Here is a 19,694-nt window from a genome sequence, read left to right as displayed (position 1 = left end):
CCCCGTTCCGGGCCCTGCTCAGTGCGGCCAGCGCGGCGGGTTGGTGCAGAAGTGGCCGCCGAGGTGGGCGTGGTCCGGGTTGGCCGGGTCCAGCTCGCCCTGGTCCGCGATGAGCTTCGCGGCGTACGGCTCCGAGTCGTCCTGCGGCTCGTAGCCCAGCGCGCGGGCCGAGGTGAGGTCCCACCACAGGCGGGTGTTGTCCGAGGAGCCGTACACGACGGTGTGTCCGACGCCCTCGGCGGTCAGCGCTGCGTCGAAGAGCCGGGCGCCGTCGGCGGGGCTCATCCACACCGAGAGCATCCGTACGGAGGTCGGCTCCGGGAAGCAGGAGCCGATGCGGACGGAGACCGTCTCCATGCCGTGCAGGTCCCAGTACAGCTGGGCGAGGTCCTCGCCGAACGACTTGGAGAGGCCGTAGAAGGTGTCGGGGCGGCGCGGTGTCCCGATCGGAATCAGCGGATCGCCCGGGAGCGGGCGCGGGGTGAAGCCCACCGCGTGGTTGGAGGAGGCGAAGACGACGCGCCGGACGCCGGCCTCGCGCGCGGCCTCGTACAGGTTGTACGTGCCCTCGATGTTCGCCTTGAGGATCTTGTCGAAGGAGGCTTCCAGGGAGATGCCCGCGAGGTGGATGATCGCGTCGACCCCGGTCACGGCCGCGCGCAGCGCCTCCCGGTCCCCGAGGTCGGCGGTGATCGCGTCCGGCTCGCCCTCGATCGGCACCATGTCGAACAGGCGCAGCGTGTAGCCGTGGGCGGGCAGCAGCTCGCGCATCAGCGTGCCGAGGCCGCCGGCGGCGCCGGTGAGCAGGACGGTGCGGGGCTTTTCGGCGGGCATGCGGGGTCTCCTCTTGGATCAGGTTCACATGCGTGGACAAGGTATGCGGGGGCCCCGGGAGCGTCAAGGGAATCCGTGGAGGGGTGGCCCGGACCGGGGCGTCGTTGCCTTGACCCCGGCGTCCTGCCGGGCCTAGCTTAGGCACCGTTCATAGATATGGACGCTAATCAGAGATGCGCACGCCTCAGGAGGCGCCCGTGAGCTCAGACCCGCTTGCCGCCCGGCTCACCGCCGTTGCCGGGCCGCTCTTCTTCCCCGTCACCGCGTACGACGCGACCGGCGCCGTCGACCTGGACGCCTTCCGGGCGCACGTCCGCCAGGGCATCGACGCGGGCGCGGCGGCCGTCTTCGCGTGCTGCGGCACCGGGGAGTTCCACGCCCTGACCCAGGAGGAGTTCCGGAGCGTCGTCGCCGCCGCCGTCGAGGAGACCGCCGGGCAGGTGCCGGTCGTCGCGGGCGCCGGTTACGGCACCGCGCTGGCCGTCCAGTTCGCCCGGCTCGCCGAGGAGGCCGGTGCGGACGGACTCCTCGCGATGCCCCCGTACCTCGTGCACGCGGACCAGGAAGGGCTGCTGGCCCACTACACCGCGCTGGCCGGGGCGACCGGCCTGGAGACCATCGTCTACCAGCGCGACAACGCCGTCTTCACCCCGGAGACGGTCCTCGCCCTGGCACAGACCCCGGGGATCATCGGCCTGAAGGACGGCTACGGCGACCTGGACCTCATGCAGCGCATTGTGAGCGCGGTGCGCACCGGGCTGCCCGGGCGGGACTTCCTCTACTTCAACGGGCTGCCCACCGCCGAACTCACCGGCCTCGCCTACCGGGGCATCGGCGTCACGCTCTACTCCTCGGCCGTCTTCGCCTTCGCCCCGGACATCGCGCTCGCCTTCTACCGCGCCCTGGACTCCGGCGACGACGCCCTGGTCAACGCGCTGCTCGACTCCTTCTACCGGCCGCTGGTCGAGCTCCGGGCCCAGGGCCGCGGCTACGCCGTCTCCCTCGTCAAGGCGGGCGTCCGGCTGCACGGCCTGGACGTCGGGCCGGTGCGCAGCCCGCTCACCGAGCCCCCGGCCGCCCACATCAAGGAGCTGACGGAGATCGTCGCCGCCGGCCGCGCCCTGCTGGAGGGGCGCGGATGAGGACGTCCGCCTTCCTCTACCCCTGGGACGTCGTCGGCGACCCGGACGCCCCCGCCCGCGTCGCGGACCTCGGCGTCCAGCAGGTGACGCTCGCCGCCGCCTACCACTCCACCCGGGCGCTGACCCCCCGCCACCCCGGCCACCGCATCGTCACGGCCGCGTACGCGGCGGTCCTCTACCCGCCGGACGAGGGCCGCTGGGCGGGCCGGGAGCCGCGCCCGTACCGGCAGGCGTGGACCCCGTCGGACGACCCCTTCGCGGAGGCCGCCGAGGCGCTGTCCGGCGCCGGACTCGACGTGCACAGCTGGGTGGTCCTCGCGCACAGCTCACGCCTGGGCGCGGACCATCCGGACACCTCCGTGGTCAACGCCTACGGAGACCGCTACCCGTGGGCGCCCTGCGTCGCACGCCCCGAGGTCCGCGCGTATCTGGTGGACCTGGCGGCGGAGGCCGCGGTGCGCGACGGGGCGCGGGGCACCGAGCTGGAGTCCTGCGGCTGGTACGGCTTCGCCCACCTCCACGCCCACGACAAGGTGGCGGGCGTCGGGCTCGGGGACGCGGCGCAGTACCTGATGTCGCTCTGCTTCTGCGCCGTCTGCCGGGCCGGTTACGCCGGACAGGGCCTCGACCCCGCGGAGCTGACCGCGGCCGTGCGCCGGGCCCTGGAGCCGGTCTGGTCCGGGTCCGGATCACCGGAAGCGGGCTGGGACGCCGTCGGGAAGCTGCTCGGCCCCGATCTCGCGGAGGCGACGCTGCGGTGGCGCACCGGGGTGGCCCGGAGCCTCCAGGAAGCGGTGACCGGCGCGGTGCGGGCTGCCGCGGCGCCCGGCTTCCAGGTGCTGCTGCACGCCGACCCCGCCCCGTACCGTTGCGGGGCCAACGTGGGCGTCGACCCCGGGCACGTCCTGTCCGTGGCGGACGGGGTGGTCCTGCCGTGCACGGGGACGGACGCGGCGCGGGAGGCGGTGCTCGGGCCGTTCGCCGGTGCCTCCGGCGCGGTCGTCGCCGCCAACCTCACCGTGGTGCGCGGCATGGGCGGCAGCCCGGACACCCTGGAACGGGACGCCGCGCACGCCGCTTCGCTCGGCGCGAACCAACTCCGGCTGTACCACGCGGGCCTGGCCTCGGACCCGGACCTGGCGACCGTCAGGGGGGCGCTCTCACGCCTCGGCTGAGACGGGCGGGCCGGCGGGTGCCAGGGGGCCCCGCCGGCCCGTCACCAGCAGCCCCGCCGTCAGGACCGCCCCCGCCCCCACCAGCGGCAACAGCACCCCGACGTCCACCCGCGCCACCAGACCCGCGCCGATGCCCAGCGCCACCGCGTTCGGGGACATCATCAGCGTGTCCGCGGTCGCCGCCGTCCGGCCCAGCAACGCGTCCGGGGTCTCCCGCTGCACCGCCGTCAGCGCGGCGATGAGCACGCACGGCAGACCCACCCCGACCAGCGCGCACGCGGCGAGCGCCACCGCGTCGGACGGCACGGCCCGCAGCCCCACCGCGACCCCGAACACCGCGGTCCCGGCCGCCGCGAACACCCGCCCCGGCATCCGGCGCATCAGCGCGCCCGCGAACAGCCCGATGGCGACGGACCCGATCCCCTGGGCGACGGACAGCACCCCCGCGTACGCGGGGGAGCGGCCGAGGACGTCGTCCACGACGGCGTACAGCGTCGCCCCGTTGAGCCCGGCGCACAGCATCGTGGCCGAGGCGGCGAGGACCAGGGGGCGCAGCACCGGCGACCCCCACAGCTGCCGCAGCCCGGCCGTCCGGCCGCCCGGGCCCAGGGGAGCGGGGCGCTCCGTCCGGCGTACCCGGAGCAGCGCGTAGAGACCGGCCGCCAGGGCGAACGAGACCGCGTCCAGGAGCGCCACGGCCCCGCCGCCGAAGCGGGCGTAGAGCCCGGCGCCGGTCAGCGGGGCCACCAGCTTCATGCCCTCGTTCGCCGTCATCCGCAGGCCGTTGAAGTCACCCAGCAACGCGGGGGGTACCGTCCCCGCGACCACGGCCGCCTCCGCCGAGTCCATCAGCACCGTGAGGCACCCGTACAGCACCAGCACCGCGAACAGCAGCCACACCCGTCCCTGGGCGCCCACCAGCGCGAGCACCGCCAGCAGGGCCGCCAGGACGACGTTCGTGCCCACGAGGAGCGGCTTGCGCGGCAGGCGGTCCGCCACCGCTCCGAGCAGCGGCCCGGCCAGCACCGGCAGCCAGACCGCGAACAGGGCGAGCGCCGCCAGCGCGTCCGAGCCCGTCAGCGACTTCACCCAGATCCCGGCCGCCAGCGTCATCGCCGAGCTGCCGAATCCGGAGACCACGACCGCCGTGAGGAACACCCCCGCCGTTCGGTCCCGCAGCACCCGTCCCACCGCCATCACACCCACCGCCATCACACCCACCGCCCCCTTCCGACCTGCGCGTTCTCTCTGCGGTCAGGCTGGCGGCTGAGGCCTCGGCGCGGCATCGGGCAGATGCCCTACCCCGGGGAACTCCCGTGCGGCGGAGCGGAATCCGTGTACGGCACATGTCCCGGTCCCACGAAGTTCTTTCGTCAGAAGCGTTGACGAAACATTCGCGGCGGCCCTAGCTTCATCGCGTCGTACTCCGTACGTCATATATGAGACGCGATACGCGAGATGTGAGAGCCCTTCACCCATGACCTTTGCGCCCACCCCGATTCCGTCCCGCACCCAGTACGTGCTGGAGGCGGTCAAGCACGCGATCCTCACGGCACAACTGAGGCCGGGGCAGGCGCTCGTGGAGACCGAGCTCGCCGCGCAGTTCGGGGTCTCCAAGACCCCCGTCCGCGAGGCACTGAAGACCCTCGCCGGCACCGGACTCGTCGTCATGAGCCAGTACAAGGGCGCCACCGTCCGGCTGGTCGACGCGGCCATGGCCCGCGAGGTGTACGACGTGCGGCTGCTGCTCGAACCGGAGGCGCTGCGCCGCTCGATCACCCGCAAGGCGTCGCTCGACGCGGCGCAGGAGGCCCTGGAGCGGGCGGACTCGGCGGGCGACAAGGCCGACCGCTCGCTCGCCAACCGGGACTTCCACCGGGCGCTCTACCTGCCCTGCGGCAACCCGCTGCTCGCCCGGATGCTGGACGAGGTCCGCGACCAGGCGGCGCTCGTCTCCACGGTCGCCTGGTCCACCATCCCCTCCTGGGAGCGGGAGGCGGCCGAGCACCGCGAGATCCTGCGGCTCGCGCTCGCCGACGACGCGGACGCGGCGGCCGGGGCCCTGCACGACCACATTGCGTCGTTCGTCCGCCGCGCCTTCCCCGACGACGAGGACGGGGGCGGCGCGGCGTGAACCGGCACACCGACGAAAGGCCAGTCCGCATGGACCTCACCCCGCTGAAGGCGGCCCTCGCAGATGTCGTGGCGATCCCGGTCACCCCGTTCGCCGGGGACGGGACCATCGACACGACGGCGCACCGCGCCCTGCTGCGGAGACTGCTCGACGGCGGCGTGCGCATCGTCACCCCGAACGGCAACACCGGGGAGTTCTACGCGCTCACCCCCGAGGAGCGGCGCACCGTCACCGAGCTGACCATCGAGGAGGCCGGCGGCCGGGCCGCGGTCCTGGTCGGCGTCGGACACGACGTGCCGACCGCCGTCGCCGCCGCCGAGCACGCCCGGGACGCCGGGGCCGAGATGGTGATGGTCCACCAGCCCGTCCACCCGTACGTCTCGCAGGACGGCTGGATCGACTACCACCGGGCCATCGCGGAGGCGGTCCCCGGGCTCGGGGTCGTCCCGTACATCCGCAACCCGCACCTGGACGGCGCCTGCCTGGCCGTCCTTGCCGACAGCTGCCCCAACGTCATCGGCGTCAAGTACGCGGTGCCGGACGCGGCCCGCTTCGCCGCCTTCGCCCGCGACGCCGGACTGGAGCGGTTCGTCTGGGTCGCCGGGCTCGCCGAGCTGTACGCCCCGGCCTACTTCTCCGCCGGTGCCACCGGCTTCACCTCCGGGCTCGTCAACGTGGCGCCCGGCGTCTCGCTGGCCATGCTGGAGGCGCTGCGGGCCGGCGACCACCCGGCGGCCATGAAGGTCTGGGAGCAGATCCGCCGCTTCGAGGAACTGCGCGCCGACCGGCAGTCCGCCAACAACGTCACCGTCGTCAAGGAGGCCCTGGCCGCCCTCGGGCTGTGCGACCGCGCGGTGCGCCCGCCCAGCAAGGTGCTGCCCGAGGACCAGCGCGCCGAGGTCGCCGACCAGATCGCCGGGTGGTCCATATGACCGCCCGCATCGCCCCCGAGGAACTGCGCAGCCACCAGTGGTACGGCACCGACGGGCTCCGCTCGTTCAGCCACCGCGCCCGCACCCGCCAGCTCGGCTACCTCCCCGAGGAGCACCTGGGCAAGCCGGTCGTGGCGATCCTCAACACCTGGTCGGACATCAACCCCTGCCACGTACACCTGCGCGACCGGGCGCAGGCCGTGAAGCGCGGGGTGTGGCAGGCGGGCGGCTTCCCGCTGGAGTTCCCGGTCTCCACGCTCTCGGAGACCTTCCAGAAGCCGACCCCGATGCTCTACCGGAACATGCTGGCGATGGAGACCGAGGAGCTGCTGCGCTCCTACCCGGTCGACGGGGCGGTCCTGCTCGGCGGCTGCGACAAGTCGACGCCCGCCCTGCTGATGGGCGCCGCCTCCGTGGACCTGCCGGCCGTCTTCGTGCCGGCCGGGCCGATGCTGCCGGGGCACTGGCGCAACGAGGTCCTGGGCTCCGGCACCGACATGTGGAAGTACTGGGACGACAAGCGCGCCGGGCTCATCGGCGACTGCGAGATGGGCGAGCTGGAGAACGGGCTCGCCCGCTCGCCCGGCCACTGCATGACCATGGGCACCGCGTCCACCCTCACCGCGGCGGCCGAAGCGCTCGGCGTCACCGTCCCCGGCGCCTCCTCGATCCCCGCCGTCGACTCCGGCCACGACCGGATGGCCGCCGCCTCCGGCCTCCGCATCGTCGAACTGGTGTGGCAGCAGCGGAAGCTGTCCCAGATCCTCACGGCCGAGGCGTACGAGGACGCCGTCGCGACCGTCCTCGCGCTCGGCGGGTCCACCAACGCCGTCATCCACCTCATCGCGATGGCCGGCCGCTCCGGGATCGAGCTCACCCTGGACGACTTCGACCGCATCGCCCGTACCGTCCCGGTCCTCGCGAACCTGCGCCCCGGCGGGAAGTACCTGATGGAGGACTTCCACTTCGCCGGCGGCCTCCCCGGCTTCCTGTCCCGGCTCGCCGACGTCCTGCACCTGGACCGTCCCACCGTCGCGCACGACACCCTGCGCGAACAGCTCGACGGGGCGCTCGTGCACAACGACGACGTCATACGGGAGCGCTCCAACCCGCTCGCCGACGAGGGCGGCGTGGCCGTGCTCCGCGGCAACCTCTGCCCGGACGGCGCCGTCATCAAGCACATCGCCGCCGAACCGCACCTGCTGCGCCACACCGGACCCGCGGTCGTCTTCGACGACTACAAGGAGATGCAGCGCACCATCAACGACCCGGCGCTCGCGCTCACCCCCGACCACGTGCTCGTCCTGCGCAACGCGGGCCCCAAGGGCGGTCCCGGGATGCCCGAGTACGGCATGCTGCCGATCCCCGACTACCTGCTCAAGCAGGGCGTACGGGACATGGTCCGGCTCTCCGACGCCCGGATGAGCGGCACCAGCTACGGGGCGTGCGTGCTGCACATCGCGCCCGAGTCCTACGTCGGCGGGCCCCTCGCCCTCGTCCGCACCGGTGACCTCGTCACCCTCGACGTCGAGGCGCGGCTGCTCAGCCTCGACGTGCCCGACGAGGAACTGGCCCGCCGCCGCGCCGAGTGGACCCCGCCGCCCGTCCGGTACGAGCGCGGCTACCAGGCGCTCTACCAGGACCAGATCACCCAGGCCGACACCGGCTGCGACTTCGCCTTCCTGGCCCGGCCGGGAGAAGTGCCCGACCCGTACGCCGGCTGAACGGCCCTCAGGAATTCCAGCGCCCTCCTTGTTCGGCATACCGAACGCCATGCGGGAAGCGCTTGCGCACTACACGCACCACCGGCTCCGCCGTATCACCGCACGACCCGCACCCCCGTACAGAGAGAACGGAGACGTGTCATGGCCCAAGCCTCCGCCGCGGCCACACCGCCCAAGGTGCCCAGGCGCCGCTCCGCGAGCCCCCGCCGGCTGCCGTATCTGCTGATCGCCCCCGCGGGGCTGCTGATGCTCGGCTTCATCGCCTACCCGGTGGTCAGCGTCTTCTACTACAGCCTGCAGAACTACAACGTCACCAAGCCCTGGCGGAACGGCTTCGCCGGCTTCGACAACTTCACCCGGATCTTCACCGAGGACGACCAGTTCTGGACGACGCTCGGCTTCAGCGCCCAGTGGGTCTTCGTCCAGGTCGCGCTCCAGCTCACGCTGGGGCTCGCGCTGGCCCTGATCGTCAACCAGACCTTCATCGGCCGGGGCATCTCCCGCGCCATGGTCTTCTCGCCGTGGGCCGTCTCCGGGGTGCTGACCAGCACCATCTGGATCCTGCTCTACAACTCCTCCACCGGCTTCAGCCGCTACCTCGCGGACGCCGGGATCGGCGAGTACGGCACCTCGGTGCTCTCCGACACCGGCACCGTCTTCTGGGCCGCCACCGTCGCCGAACTCTGGCGCGGCGTCCCCTTCTTCGCCATCCTCATCCTCGCCGACCTCCAGTCCGTCTCCAAGGAGCTGTACGAGGCGGCCGCCGTGGACGGCGCCGGACGGATGCGGCAGTTCTTCCACATCACCCTGCCCCACCTGCGCGACGCGATCATCCTGTCGACGCTGCTGCGCGGCGTCTGGGAGTTCAACAACGTCGACCTGCTCTACACGCTCACCGGCGGCGGACCGGCCGGCGAGACCACCACCCTGCCGCTCTACGTCGCCAACACCGGCATCGAGGGCCACGACTTCGGCTACGCCTCCGCGCTCACCACCGTCGCCTTCGTGATCCTCCTCTTCTGCTCGATCGTCTATCTGCGCCTGAGCAAGTTCGGAGGCGACCACAAGTGACTGCCGCCCTCGCCGAGAAGAACGGCACCCACGCCGCACGGCCGACCGCCCCCGAGGGCCCGCCGCCCGCCGCGCCCCGCCGCAGGCCCGGCCGCGAACGCGCCTTCGACGACGTGCCGCGCTGGCAGATCTACGTACCGCTGGGCATCTACCTGATCTTCACGCTCGTCCCGTTCTACTGGATGTTCCTCTTCGCCGTCCGGCCCGCGGGCTCCACCTCGCTGGTGCCGTGGCCGATGACCGGGGAGCACTTCTCCAAGGTCTGGAACGAGCGCAGCTTCGCCGTCTTCTTCCAGAACAGCATGATCGTCGGCGTCTGCACCCTGGTCGCCACGACCCTCGTCGCACTGGCCGGCGGCTACGCCCTCGCCCGGTTCGACTTCAAGATCAAGAACGGCTTCATGCTGGCGCTGCTCTGCTCGCAGTTCATCCCCGGCGCGCTGATGCTCGTCCCGCTGTTCGAGATCTTCAAGAACCTCCAGATGATCAACTCCCTGGGGAGCGTGGTCATCGCCGAGACGGTCTTCCAGCTGCCGCTCTCCATCATCCTGATCAGCGGATTCATCAAGAACGTGCCGCCCTCGCTGGAGGAGGCCGCCTGGGTGGACGGCTGCTCGCGCTTCCGGGCCTTCTGCGCGGTCGTGCTGCCGCTGCTGCGCCCCGGGCTCATCGCCGTCGGCTCCTTCGCCTTCGTGCACAGCTGGAACCACTTCCTGTTCGCCCTGATGTTCCTCAGCGAGCAGGACAAGCAGACGATCCCGGTCGGCCTGAACACCCTCATCGGCGCGGACAGCGTCGACCTGGGCGCGCTCGCCGCGGGCGGGGTGATCGCCGCGGTGCCCGTGGTGATCGTCTTCGCCTTCATCCAGAAGTGGCTGATCACCGGCTTCAGCGCCGGCGCCGTGAAGGGGTGACGGACATGACCTCGCTGCCCCCCACCGCCACCCCCGTCCCCCTCGTCCTCGCGGGCGCCCGGGGCCACGGCCGCTGGCACCTCGCCAACATCCGCCGCCTCCAGCACCAGGGCCTCGTCCGGCTCGCCGGCATCTGCGAGCTCACCCCGCTCGACGCCACCGAGCTCGACGCCTTCGCGGACGAACTACCCGAGCAGTCCGCCGACTTCGGTGCGCTGCTGGACTCCACCGGGGCCCGCGCCGCGGTGATCTGCACCCCCATCCAGACCCACACCGCCCTCGCCCTGACCGCCGCCGGGCGCGGCGTGCACCTCCTCCTGGAGAAGCCGCCCGCCGCCACCCGGGCCGACTTCGGCCGCATCCTCGCCGGGGTGCGCGACGCGGGCACCGCCTGCCAGGTCGGCTTCCAGTCCTTCGGCTCGCACGCCGTCCCCGCCATCCGGGAACTCGTCGCCACCGGCGCCATCGGCACCGTCCGGGGCTACGCGGCGGCGGGCGCCTGGGTCCGCGACGACGCCTACTACCGGCGGGCGCCCTGGGCCGGCCGGCGCCGCATCGGGGACACCGACGTGGTCGACGGCGTCCTCACCAACCCCCTCGCCCACGCCGTCGCCACCGCCCTCGAACTCGCCGGGACCACCGCCGAGGACATCACCGCCATCGACACCGAGCTCTTCCGGGCCCACGACATCGAGGCCGACGACACCTCCTGCGTCCGCGTCACCACCGCGTCCGGGCCGCCCGTCACCGCCGCCGTCACCCTCTGCGCGGAACAGGCGGGGGAGCCGTACGTCATCGTCCACGGCGACCGCGGCCGCATCACCTTCTGGTACAAGCAGGACCGCGTCCTCGTCCAGCGCGCCGGACACGGCCCCCTGGAGACCGTGCACGGGCGCACCGACCTCCTGGAGAACCTGGTCGCCCACCTGACCGAGGGCGCCCCGCTCCTCGTGCCGCCGGAGCGCACCGGTGCCTTCATGGAGGTCGTGGAGGCCGTACGGACCGCGCCCGAACCGCGCCCGCTGCCGTCCGGTGCCTGGCACACCGCCCCCGTGCCCGGCACCGGGGCCACCCGCCGGGTGGTGCGCGGCATCGACGCCCTGGTCGCGTCCGGCGCGGAGACCCTCGCCCTCTTCTCCGAACTCGGCGCGCCCTGGGCGCTCAGCGAGGTGACCTCCTCATGACGAACACCGCCCTGCTCAGCTGCGCCGGCCGTCCCGTCGGCCGCTACGCCTACGCGCCCGCCGACGCGGGCCGCCCCTACCTCCACCCGGTCACCACCCTCGCGGGCACCCCCGTCACCGAGGAGCGCCCCGCCGACCACGTCCACCACCTGGGGGCCTCCGTCGCCGTGCCGGACGTCTCCGGGCACAACTTCTGGGGCGGGCGCACCTTCGTCCGGGGCCGGGGCCCCACCGTGCTCGACAACCACGGGACGCAGCGGCACCTCGGCTGGAAGCTGTGCGACCCGGACGGCTTCGTGGAGGAGCTCGGCTGGGAGGCGGGCGGCGGCGAACTGCTCCGCGAGCACCGCACGGTGGCCGCCACCGCGCTCTCGGACACCGCCTGGGCGCTCGACTTCTCCTTCTCGCTCACCAACCCCGGCCCGGCGGACCTGTCGATCGGCAGCCCCGCCACCAACGGCCGCCCGGGCGCCGGATACGGCGGCTTCTTCTGGCGCGCCCCCAAGGAGGCGTCCGCGCCCGCCGTGTTCGGCCCGACGGCGGAGGGCGAGGAGGCGGTCCACGGGCGGGCCGCCGACTGGGTCGCGCTCTGCGGCGACGGCTGGTCCCTGGTCTTCGCCGGGGCCACCGAGGAGACCCGCCGCGACCCGTGGTTCGTGCGCACCGCCGAGTACCCGGGCGTCGGCTCGTCCCTCGCCGCCGCCGAACGGCTGCCCGTCCCCGCCGGTGCCACCGTCGTACGCCGGATCGTCACGGTCGTCGCGGACGGCCGCCTCGACCGGGCCGGGGCCGACGCCCTCGTCCGCCGGGCGGTGACCGCGTGAACGCCGCCCGCCCCTGGACCGCCGACCTCGGTGACGGCACCTACCGCAACCCGGTCCTCCACGCCGACTGGTCCGACCCCGACGTGATCCGCGTCGGCGACGACTTCTACCTCACCGCCTCCAGCTTCGGCCGCGCCCCCGGGCTGCCGCTGCTGCACTCGCGCGACCTGGTCAACTGGACGCTGACCGGGCACGCCCTGGACCGTCTGGAGCCCGCCGCCGAGTTCGCGGTGCCCCGGCACGACTGCGGGGTGTGGGCCCCCTCGCTGCGGCACCACGCCGGACGGTTCTGGATCTTCTGGGGCGACCCCGACCACGGCATCCAGCAGATCAGCGCCGAGGACGTCCGGGGCCCTTGGACCACACCCCATCTGGTCAAGGCCGGACGCGGGCTGATCGACCCGTGCCCGCTGTGGGACGAGGAGACCGGCGAGGCGTACCTCGTGCACGCCTGGGCCAAGTCCCGCTCGGGGATCAAGAACCGGCTCACCGGACACCGGATGAGCCCGGACGGGCGGGAACTCCTGGACGAGGGCAAGACCCTGATCGACGCCGACACGCTGCCCGGCTGGTTCACCCTGGAGGGCCCCAAGCTGCACCGCCGCGACGGCGAGTTCTGGATTCTGGCCCCGGCGGGCGGGGTCGCGACGGGCTGGCAGGGCGCCTTCCGCTCCCGCGACTTCTTCGGCCCCTACGAGGAGCGCGTCGTCCTCGCCCAGGGCCGGACCGGCGTCAACGGCCCGCACCAGGGCGCCTGGGTGGACACCCCGTCCGGTGAGGACTGGTTCCTGCACTTCCAGGAGCGCGGGGCCTACGGCCGGGTGGTGCACCTCCAGCCGATGCGCTGGGACGGTGACGGCTGGCCGGTCATCGGGGACGCGGGCGAACCCGTCGCCCGGCACCGCAAGCCCGCCCTGCCCGCCCAGCCCGTCGACGCCCCGGCCTGCGACGACGGCTTCCCGGGCGGCCGCCACGGCAGGCAGTGGCAGTGGACGGCGAACCCGCGCCCCGGCTGGACCGTCGAGCACGCCGGGGACGGGCTGCGGCTGAGCTGCGTACCGGCCCAGGACGCGCACGACCTGCGGCTCCTGCCGCACGTCCTGGTCCAGCGGCTGCCCGCCGAGACGTTCACCGCCGAGGTGGACCTCGCCCTGGACAGCGAGGTGCCCGGGGCGAAGGCCGGGTTCGCCGTGCTCGGCGACGCCTACTCCTGGATCGGGCTCGAACGGCGGGCGGAGGGCGGGGTGCGGCTGGTGCACCGGTTCGCCGAGGCGACCGCCGGCGCCGAGCGCGACGCCGGGCACGCCAGGCCGGCGCCCTCGGGGGCGGCGCGGCTGCGGATCGAGGTGGCGGCGGGGGCCCGCTGCCGCTTCCTGGCCGACACCGGGGACGGGGCGGGGTTCCGGCCCTCCGGGCAGGTCTTCGCCGCCGCCCCGTGGCGCTGGGTCGGTGCGCTGCTCGGGCTGTTCGCCTCCGCGCCGCCGGGGACGGGCCCGACCGGGACCGCCCGCTTCAACAGCTTCCACGTAACCGCGTGACCGGACCCCCGTCCGGCGCGCAACCCCCCACGCACGCGTACGAACCGAGAGAACCGAGAGAGAAGAGCCGATCATGAACATCTCGAAGACGCAGCGGGGGCGCGCCGCGGCCGCCGTCTCCCTCGCGGCGGTGCTCGCCCTGACGGCGACCGCGTGCGGCGACGACGGCAGCGACAGCGGCGACGAGGGCAGCGGGAAGGGCGAGATCACCTTCTGGGACAACAACGGCGGTCCGCGCACCGCCGTCTGGAAGGAGATCATCCAGGACTTCGAGAAGAAGTACCCGGACATCAAGGTCAAGTACGTGCCGATCCCGATCGCCGACGTGCAGTCCAAGTACGACACGGCCATCGCGGGCGGTGGCGTGCCGGACGTCGGCGGCGTCGGCACCGCCTACCTGGCCAACATGGTCTCGCAGGACGCCCTGGAGCCGCTGGGCGACCGGATCAAGGACTCCTCGCTCAACGGCAAGCTGGTCGAGGGCATGGTCGAGAGCGTCAAGGACGCGGCCGGCCGGGACGACGAGATGTACACCGTGCCGACCTCCGCGAACAACGGCGCGCTCTGGTACCGCACCGACCTGTTCAAGGCGGCCGGGCTGGAGGCGCCGACCACCTGGGCCAAGTTCTACGAGGCCGCCGAGAAGCTGACCGACGCCAAGGACAACAAGTTCGGCTACACCATCCGCGGCGGCGCCGGCTCCATCGCGCAGGCCGTCGACGCGGCCTACGGCCAGTCCGGGATCACCGAGTTCTGGAACGGCGACAAGACCACCCTCAACGACCCCAAGAACGTGGCGGCGCTGGAGAAGTACGTCGCCCTGTACAAGAAGACGACGCCGTCCGCCGACGTCAACAACGACTTCACCAAGATGGTCGCCCAGTTCGACACCGGCACCATCGGCATGCTGAGCCACAACCTCGGCTCCTACCAGGACCACCTGAAGGCCCTCGGCAAGGACAAGTTCGCCGGCATCCCCAACCCGGTCGGCGACGGCGGCACCCGCGTCCAGGTCTCCAACCCGGTCGACGGTCTCGGCCTGTTCAAGGCGAGCAAGAACAAGACGGCCGCCTGGAAGTTCATCGAGTTCGCCGCCTCGCACGAGTCGAACAGCAAGTGGAACGAGTCGGCGGGCGCCATCCCGGCCAACACCGAGGCCGCCAAGGACCCGTGGATCAGTGAGGCCGCGCCGACCGAGCTGGCCGCGAAGGCCCTCACCGACGGCTCCACCAAGATCGTGCAGCTGCCGTACTACCTGCCCGACTGGAACAACATCAGCAAGGCCGACAACGAGCCGGAGTTCCAGAAGCTGCTGCTCGGCAAGGTCACGGCCAAGGCGTTCCTGGACAAGATGGCCGACGAGCTCAACGCCGCCCAGAAGGAGTGGAAGGAGCGGAGCAACGGCTGATCCGGCGCGGGGCCGGGCGCGGGCCCGTCGTGCGGACGGCCCGCCCCTGCCCCGCCACCCCTGCCCTCCTGCGCACCCACCCACGAGAGAGGCAGTTCCACCGTGTCACTGACCCGCAGGCAGACCGCGGCCGCCCTCGCCGCACTGCCCCTGGCGCTCGCCGCCACTCCCGCGGCGGCACACGGCGCCCGCCCCCGCAGCCGCACCGTGCACATCGCCGGCGACTCGACGGCCGCGCAGAAGTACGCCGACGCCGCACCCGAGACCGGCTGGGGCATGGCCCTGCCGTTCTTCCTCGGGCCCGGGCTCACCGTGGCCAACCACGCCATGAACGGCCGCAGTTCCAAGAGCTTCATCGACGAAGGGCTGCTCGCCGCCCTGCTGCCCGGCCTTCGCCCGGACGACCTGCTGCTGATCCAGTTCGGGCACAACGACGAGAAGACGGAGGACCCGGCGCGCGGCACCGACCCGTACACGACCTACCAGGACTGCCTGCGCCGGTACATCGCCGAGGCCCGCGCCCGGCGCGCCCGGCCCGTGCTGCTCACCCCGGTCGAGCGCCGCAGGTTCACCGAGGACGGCACCGCCAAGGCCACCCACGGCGACTACCCGGCAGCGATGCGCGCCCTGGCCGCCGAGGAGCGGGTCCCCCTGCTCGACCTGCAGGCCCGCACCCTCGCCCGCTGGCAGGAACTCGGCCCCGACGGCACCGAGGCGTACTTCAACTGGCTGGAGCCCGGCGAGTCGCCCAACTATCCCGACGGGCGGCAGGACAACACCCACTTCCGGCCCGCCGGTGCCATCGAGGTGGCCCGGATGACGGCCCGTGCCCTGCTCGACGCGCGGGTGCTCGCCCCGCGTGAACTGCGCCGGCTCGGCGCGCGCGTACCCGAGTCGTGGATCAGCTGGCCGTCGGCCGTCTGACGCCGCGCCACCCCTCCTTCCCCTTCCTCCCCCTTCCACAGGTCCCGCACCAGAACCGAGGATTTGTCATGCCCACACGTAGAATCCGTGCCCGTGCCATCGCCGTCGCGATGGGCAGCGCCTCCCTGGCCCTCGCCCTGACCGTCCCCGCCCAGGCGTCCCCGCAGCCCCACGGCAAGAAGGGCATCGAGCGCGCCGTCCTGGCCGAGGGCGACGGCTGGGCCTCCGCCGAGGGCTCCACCACCGGCGGTGCCGCCGCGACCCCCGACCACGTCTACACCGTGCACAACCGCGCCGAGCTCATCGCCGCCTTCGAGGACGCGGGCGACGCGCCGAAGATCGTCCGGATCGCCGGGACCGTCCACGGCAACGCCGACGCCGAGGGCAACCCGATCGACTGCGAGGCCTACCAGACCGACGGCTACACCCTGGACAAGTACCTCGCCGCCTACGACCCCGCCACCTGGGGCCGCGAGGAGGTCCCGTCCGGGCCGATGGAGGACGCCCGGCTCGCCTCCGCCAAGCTCCAGAAGGCCGCCGTCAACGTCTACGTCCCGTCCAACACCACGCTGATCGGCGTCGGCAAGGACGCCACGGTCATCGGCGCCTCGATCCAGATCCAGAACGTCTCCAACGTCATCGTCCGCAACATCTCCTTCGAGGACACCTACGACTGCTTCCCGCAGTGGGACCCGACCGACGGCGACACCGGCCACTGGAACTCCGAGTACGACAACCTCGTCGTCCACGGCTCCGACCACGTCTGGGTCGACCACAACACCTTCAGCGACGGCGACCGCCCGGACGCCGACCAGCCCCGCTACTTCGACGAGCTGTACCAGCAGCACGACGGGCTCTTCGACATCGTCAAGGGCGCCGACCTGGTCACCGCCTCCTGGAACGTCCTCGAGGACCACGACAAGACGATGCTCATCGGCAACAGCGACAAGGCCGGGGACACCGACCGGGGCAAGCTCCGCGTCACCCTGCACCACAACCTGTTCAAGGACGTCAACGAGCGCGCGCCCCGCGTCCGCTTCGGCCAGGTCGACTCCTACAACAACCACTTCGTCGCCACGAAGGGCAGCGTCTACGGCTACTCCTACGGGATCGGCGCCGAGTCCCACCTCGTCGCCGAGCACAACGCCTTCTCGCTCAGCGGTGATTTCGACAAGGCGAAGATCCTCAAGAAGTGGTCCGAGTCCTCGCTGACGGCCTCCGACAACTGGGTCAACGGCCGCCGCACCGACCTGATCGCGGTCCACAACGCGGGCGTTCCCGAGGAGCAGCTGACCACGGGCGCCGGCTGGACCCCGACGCTGCGCAACCGGGTCGACCACCCGCTGCTCGTGCCGCTCGTCGTGGGCCTCGGCGCGGGTGCGGCCCGGCTGCCGGGCGCCTGACCAGCCGCCCCTTCCTCCGCCGGCGCCCGCGCGGCGCCGGCGGAGGCCGCCCCAGCAAAGGAGCACCCATGCCCACCCGACGCACCGCCCTGGCCCTCTTCGCCTCCTCCGCCCTCGCCCTGACCACGGCCTCGCCCGCCCTCGCGCACGGCCGCCCCTTCGGCCGGTACGGCTCGCCCGCCCGCCGCCCCGACCCCGCCACCCTGTACGTCGACGCGCGCGGCCGGGGCGACCACACCACCGTCCAGGCCGCCGTGGACGCCGCCACCGGCACCGGGCGCACCCTGGTCATCGCCCCCGGCACCTACCGCGAGACCGTCGACATCCCCGCCGACCGGACCGGCCTCACCCTGATCGGCGCGAGCGGCGACCCGCGCGACACGGTGATCGTGTACGACAACGCCAACGGCACCCCGCGCCCCGACGGCTCGGGCACCTACGGCACCAGCGGGTCCGCCACGGTCACCGCCCGGCCCGCCGGGCTCACCGCCCGCGACCTGACCTTCGCCAACGACTGGCTGCGCGCCGACCACCCCGACTACACCGGCACCCAGGCCGTCGCCATCAAGGTGACCGGCGACCGCTCGGCGTTCCACCACTGCCGCTTCCTGGGCCACCAGGACACGCTGTACGCGGACTCGCCGTCGCTCACCGACTTCGCCCGGCAGTACTACCGCGACTGCTACGTGGAGGGGGACGTCGACTTCGTCTTCGGACGCGCCTCCGCCGTCCTGGACCGCTGCCACTTCCGCACCCTGACCCGCACCGACCTGGCCGCCGCGCCCTACGGCTTCGTCTTCGCGCCCAGCACCGCCGGGGCCTCCCCGCACGGCTTCCTGGTCCTGCGCTCCCGCGTCACCAGCACCGCCCCCGACGGGTACTTCAAGCTGGCCCGCCCCTGGGTGCCGTCCTCCGACCTCACCGCGCACCCCATGCTGACCGTGCGCGACAGCCACCTCGGCGCGGGCATCGACCCGGACGAGCCGTACGGCACCATGTCGGCGGGCTTCCCGTGGCAGGACCAGCGGTTCGCGGAGTACCGCAACACGGGGCCCGGCGCGCGCGTCACCGTCCCGGCCAACCGGCCGCAGCTCACGGACTCCGAGGCGCGGGAGCACACCCCGGCCGCGTGGTTCGGCGACTGGCGGCCGTAGAGGGGGCCGTCGGTCAGCGCGTACGCCCGAAGCGGTCGCCCACCGCCGCCTTCCCGCCCGAGGCGCGGACCGCGTGGGCGGTCACGTAGTCGCCGGTGGCGTCCCGGTCGCCCTCCGCGTGGTTGTACTGCCCGGCGAACGTGTGCGTCCCGGCCGGTACGGTCCGGCCGGGACGCAGCGTCCACCGGTAGACCAGATAGCCGCCGCTCTCGTTCACCGAGACGGTGAAGTCCGGCTCGGGCAGGGAGCGCCAGGAGCCGGTGCTGTTGACGCCGCCCGTCAGGGCCACCCGCAGCTCCACGGTGAGCGCGGTCAGCGGCTCGGTGGTCCGCAGGGTGACGTTGCTCTGCGCCCAGTACGGGTTGCTGTTCGGGTCCACCGCGCCGCCGGTCCACAGCGGGCCGTCCTCGGGCGGCAGCCCGCCCGGGCCCTTCGCGGCGGGGGAGTCCGGGGCAGGGGAAGGCGCCGAGGCCACCGGCCCGCCGCGCGCCCGGGCGTCGTCGCCCGCCGAGGTGACCGCGAACGCGCCGGCCGCCAGCACCCCGCAGACCGCCGCCGTCGCCCCGGCCACCCGCAGCCACGGGCGCACCGCGCGCGGCGGGCGCACGGACCGGGGTGCCGGACGGCCGCCCGCCATCCCGCGCTCGACCCGGGCCAGCATGCGGGCCCGGTCGGGGAGGTGCGCCTCGGCGGCCTCCCGAAGCCGCCCGGACAGCTCCTCGTCCTTCACCGGTCTCCTCCGCTGCGCTGCGCCGCGACGGCGACCCGGACCCGTGCGGCGGGCGTCCGAGGCCCCAGCAGCCGCTGCAGCTCCGCGACGCCACGCGAGGTCTGGCTCTTCACCGTACCCACCGAGATCCCCAGGACCAGCGAGGTGTCGCGCTCCGAGAGGTCGAAGGCGTGCCGCAGCACCACACAGGCCCGCTTGCGGAACGGCAGCCTCCGCAGCGCCTCCTGCACGTCCACCACCGCCGGCACATCGGGACCGTCGGCCGCCCCGTCGTCCCCGCCGCCGCGCGGTGCCCAGAACAGGGCGATCCGGCGCCGCTCGCGGACCGCGCTGCGAATGCGCGTCCTGGCCAGATTGGCGACGACGCCCCGCGCGTACGCCACGGGGTGTCCGGTCTCGCGGACCCGGTCCCAGCGGTGCCAGAGCGCGAGCAGGGCGTCGGCCGCGAGATCGTCGGCGGCGTCCGCCTCACCGGTCAGCAGATGGGCGAGGCGGGCCAGCTCCGCGTAATGGGCCTCGAAGAACTCATGGAACTCGGCGGCGGCGTCGTCGACTGCTGTGCCCACGGCTACCCCGTCCCCTGCGCTCGCACGCCCGGCCCGT

General features: G+C 73.2%; 18 protein-coding genes. 14 read left to right on the top strand and 4 right to left on the bottom strand.

The genetic code is table 11. The features are described from left to right. Nucleotides 1–18: 18 nt before the first annotated feature. Nucleotides 19–834, bottom strand: coding sequence for an NAD(P)-dependent oxidoreductase (locus AB0L33_RS28685; RefSeq protein WP_365686048.1), 816 nt, complete (start codon nt 832–834; stop codon nt 19–21). 197 nt (nt 835–1,031) lie between these two features. Here AB0L33_RS28685 and AB0L33_RS28680 point away from each other — a divergent pair, with 197 nt between their 5' ends. Beyond that, the gene (locus AB0L33_RS28680; RefSeq protein WP_365686047.1) at nt 1,032–1,976 is read left to right on the top strand and encodes a 5-dehydro-4-deoxyglucarate dehydratase; all 945 of its coding nucleotides are present in this window, start codon (nt 1,032–1,034) and stop codon (nt 1,974–1,976) included. Beyond that, nucleotides 1,973–3,151 carry a hypothetical protein gene (locus AB0L33_RS28675; RefSeq protein ID WP_365686045.1) on the top strand — a complete coding sequence of 393 codons (1,179 nt, stop codon included), beginning with the start codon at nt 1,973–1,975 and terminating at the stop codon, nt 3,149–3,151. Before AB0L33_RS28680 ends, AB0L33_RS28675 begins: the two co-directional genes overlap by 4 nt. Here AB0L33_RS28675 and AB0L33_RS28670 read toward each other — a convergent pair. Further along, nucleotides 3,137–4,348 (bottom strand): MFS transporter, encoded by a 1,212-nt coding sequence (locus AB0L33_RS28670; RefSeq protein WP_365686088.1) that lies wholly within the window; start codon nt 4,346–4,348, stop codon nt 3,137–3,139. The two genes, AB0L33_RS28675 and AB0L33_RS28670, sit on opposite strands and share 15 nt — an antisense overlap. Nucleotides 4,349–4,628: 280 nt before the next feature. Between AB0L33_RS28670 and AB0L33_RS28665 the strand changes: the two genes are divergently transcribed. The 12 genes from AB0L33_RS28665 to AB0L33_RS28610 all read left to right on the top strand — a co-directional run bounded on the left by AB0L33_RS28665 (nt 4,629) and on the right by AB0L33_RS28610 (nt 18,361). Next, nucleotides 4,629–5,285, top strand: a complete 657-nt coding sequence (locus AB0L33_RS28665) for a GntR family transcriptional regulator (RefSeq protein ID WP_365686044.1) — start codon at nt 4,629–4,631, stop codon at nt 5,283–5,285. A gap of 29 nt (nt 5,286–5,314) precedes the next feature. Further along, nucleotides 5,315–6,217, top strand: coding sequence for a dihydrodipicolinate synthase family protein (locus AB0L33_RS28660; protein WP_365686042.1), 903 nt, complete (start codon nt 5,315–5,317; stop codon nt 6,215–6,217). After that, nucleotides 6,214–7,941 (top strand): L-arabinonate dehydratase, encoded by a 1,728-nt coding sequence (gene araD, locus AB0L33_RS28655; protein ID WP_365686040.1) that lies wholly within the window; start codon nt 6,214–6,216, stop codon nt 7,939–7,941. The genes AB0L33_RS28660 and araD overlap by 4 nt, the downstream gene beginning before the upstream one ends. A 141-nt stretch (nt 7,942–8,082) precedes the next feature. After that, on the top strand, nt 8,083–9,012 hold the full coding sequence (locus AB0L33_RS28650; RefSeq protein WP_365686038.1) for a sugar ABC transporter permease: 930 nt from the start codon (nt 8,083–8,085) through the stop codon (nt 9,010–9,012). After that, a complete protein-coding gene (locus AB0L33_RS28645; RefSeq protein WP_365686036.1) occupies nt 9,009–9,926 on the top strand; it encodes a carbohydrate ABC transporter permease in 918 nt (305 codons plus the stop codon). The genes AB0L33_RS28650 and AB0L33_RS28645 overlap by 4 nt, the downstream gene beginning before the upstream one ends. Nucleotides 9,927–9,931: 5 nt before the next feature. Further along, nucleotides 9,932–11,110, top strand: a complete 1,179-nt coding sequence (locus tag AB0L33_RS28640; protein WP_365686034.1) for a Gfo/Idh/MocA family oxidoreductase — start codon at nt 9,932–9,934, stop codon at nt 11,108–11,110. Continuing rightward, nucleotides 11,107–11,934 (top strand): PmoA family protein, encoded by an 828-nt coding sequence (locus AB0L33_RS28635; protein WP_365686032.1) that lies wholly within the window; start codon nt 11,107–11,109, stop codon nt 11,932–11,934. Before AB0L33_RS28640 ends, AB0L33_RS28635 begins: the two co-directional genes overlap by 4 nt. After that, nucleotides 11,931–13,472 carry a family 43 glycosylhydrolase gene (locus AB0L33_RS28630; RefSeq protein ID WP_365686030.1) on the top strand — a complete coding sequence of 514 codons (1,542 nt, stop codon included), beginning with the start codon at nt 11,931–11,933 and terminating at the stop codon, nt 13,470–13,472. Before AB0L33_RS28635 ends, AB0L33_RS28630 begins: the two co-directional genes overlap by 4 nt. 73 nt (nt 13,473–13,545) lie before the next feature. Next, a complete protein-coding gene (locus AB0L33_RS28625; protein WP_365686028.1) occupies nt 13,546–14,880 on the top strand; it encodes a sugar ABC transporter substrate-binding protein in 1,335 nt (444 codons plus the stop codon). Between the two features lie 102 nt (nt 14,881–14,982). Next, nucleotides 14,983–15,804 carry a rhamnogalacturonan acetylesterase gene (locus AB0L33_RS28620; protein WP_365686026.1) on the top strand — a complete coding sequence of 274 codons (822 nt, stop codon included), beginning with the start codon at nt 14,983–14,985 and terminating at the stop codon, nt 15,802–15,804. A 68-nt stretch (nt 15,805–15,872) separates the two neighbouring features. Further along, nucleotides 15,873–17,207, top strand: coding sequence for a polysaccharide lyase family 1 protein (locus tag AB0L33_RS28615; protein ID WP_365686025.1), 1,335 nt, complete (start codon nt 15,873–15,875; stop codon nt 17,205–17,207). A gap of 68 nt (nt 17,208–17,275) precedes the next feature. Continuing rightward, nucleotides 17,276–18,361, top strand: a complete 1,086-nt coding sequence (locus tag AB0L33_RS28610) for a pectinesterase family protein (RefSeq protein ID WP_365686023.1) — start codon at nt 17,276–17,278, stop codon at nt 18,359–18,361. Between the two features lie 13 nt (nt 18,362–18,374). Here AB0L33_RS28610 and AB0L33_RS28605 read toward each other — a convergent pair whose 3' ends face one another. Both AB0L33_RS28605 and AB0L33_RS28600 read right to left on the bottom strand, forming a co-directional pair. Next, on the bottom strand, nt 18,375–19,091 hold the full coding sequence (locus AB0L33_RS28605) for a hypothetical protein (RefSeq protein ID WP_365686021.1): 717 nt from the start codon (nt 19,089–19,091) through the stop codon (nt 18,375–18,377). Then, a complete protein-coding gene (locus AB0L33_RS28600) occupies nt 19,088–19,657 on the bottom strand; it encodes a SigE family RNA polymerase sigma factor (RefSeq protein WP_365686020.1) in 570 nt (189 codons plus the stop codon). The genes AB0L33_RS28605 and AB0L33_RS28600 overlap by 4 nt, the downstream gene beginning before the upstream one ends. Nucleotides 19,658–19,694 lie beyond the last annotated feature (37 nt).

The organism is Streptomyces sp. NPDC052299 (assembly GCF_040679335.1).
Lineage (GTDB): Bacteria > Actinomycetota > Actinomycetes > Streptomycetales > Streptomycetaceae > Streptomyces.
This window is presented reverse-complemented; position numbering and strand designations above follow the sequence as displayed.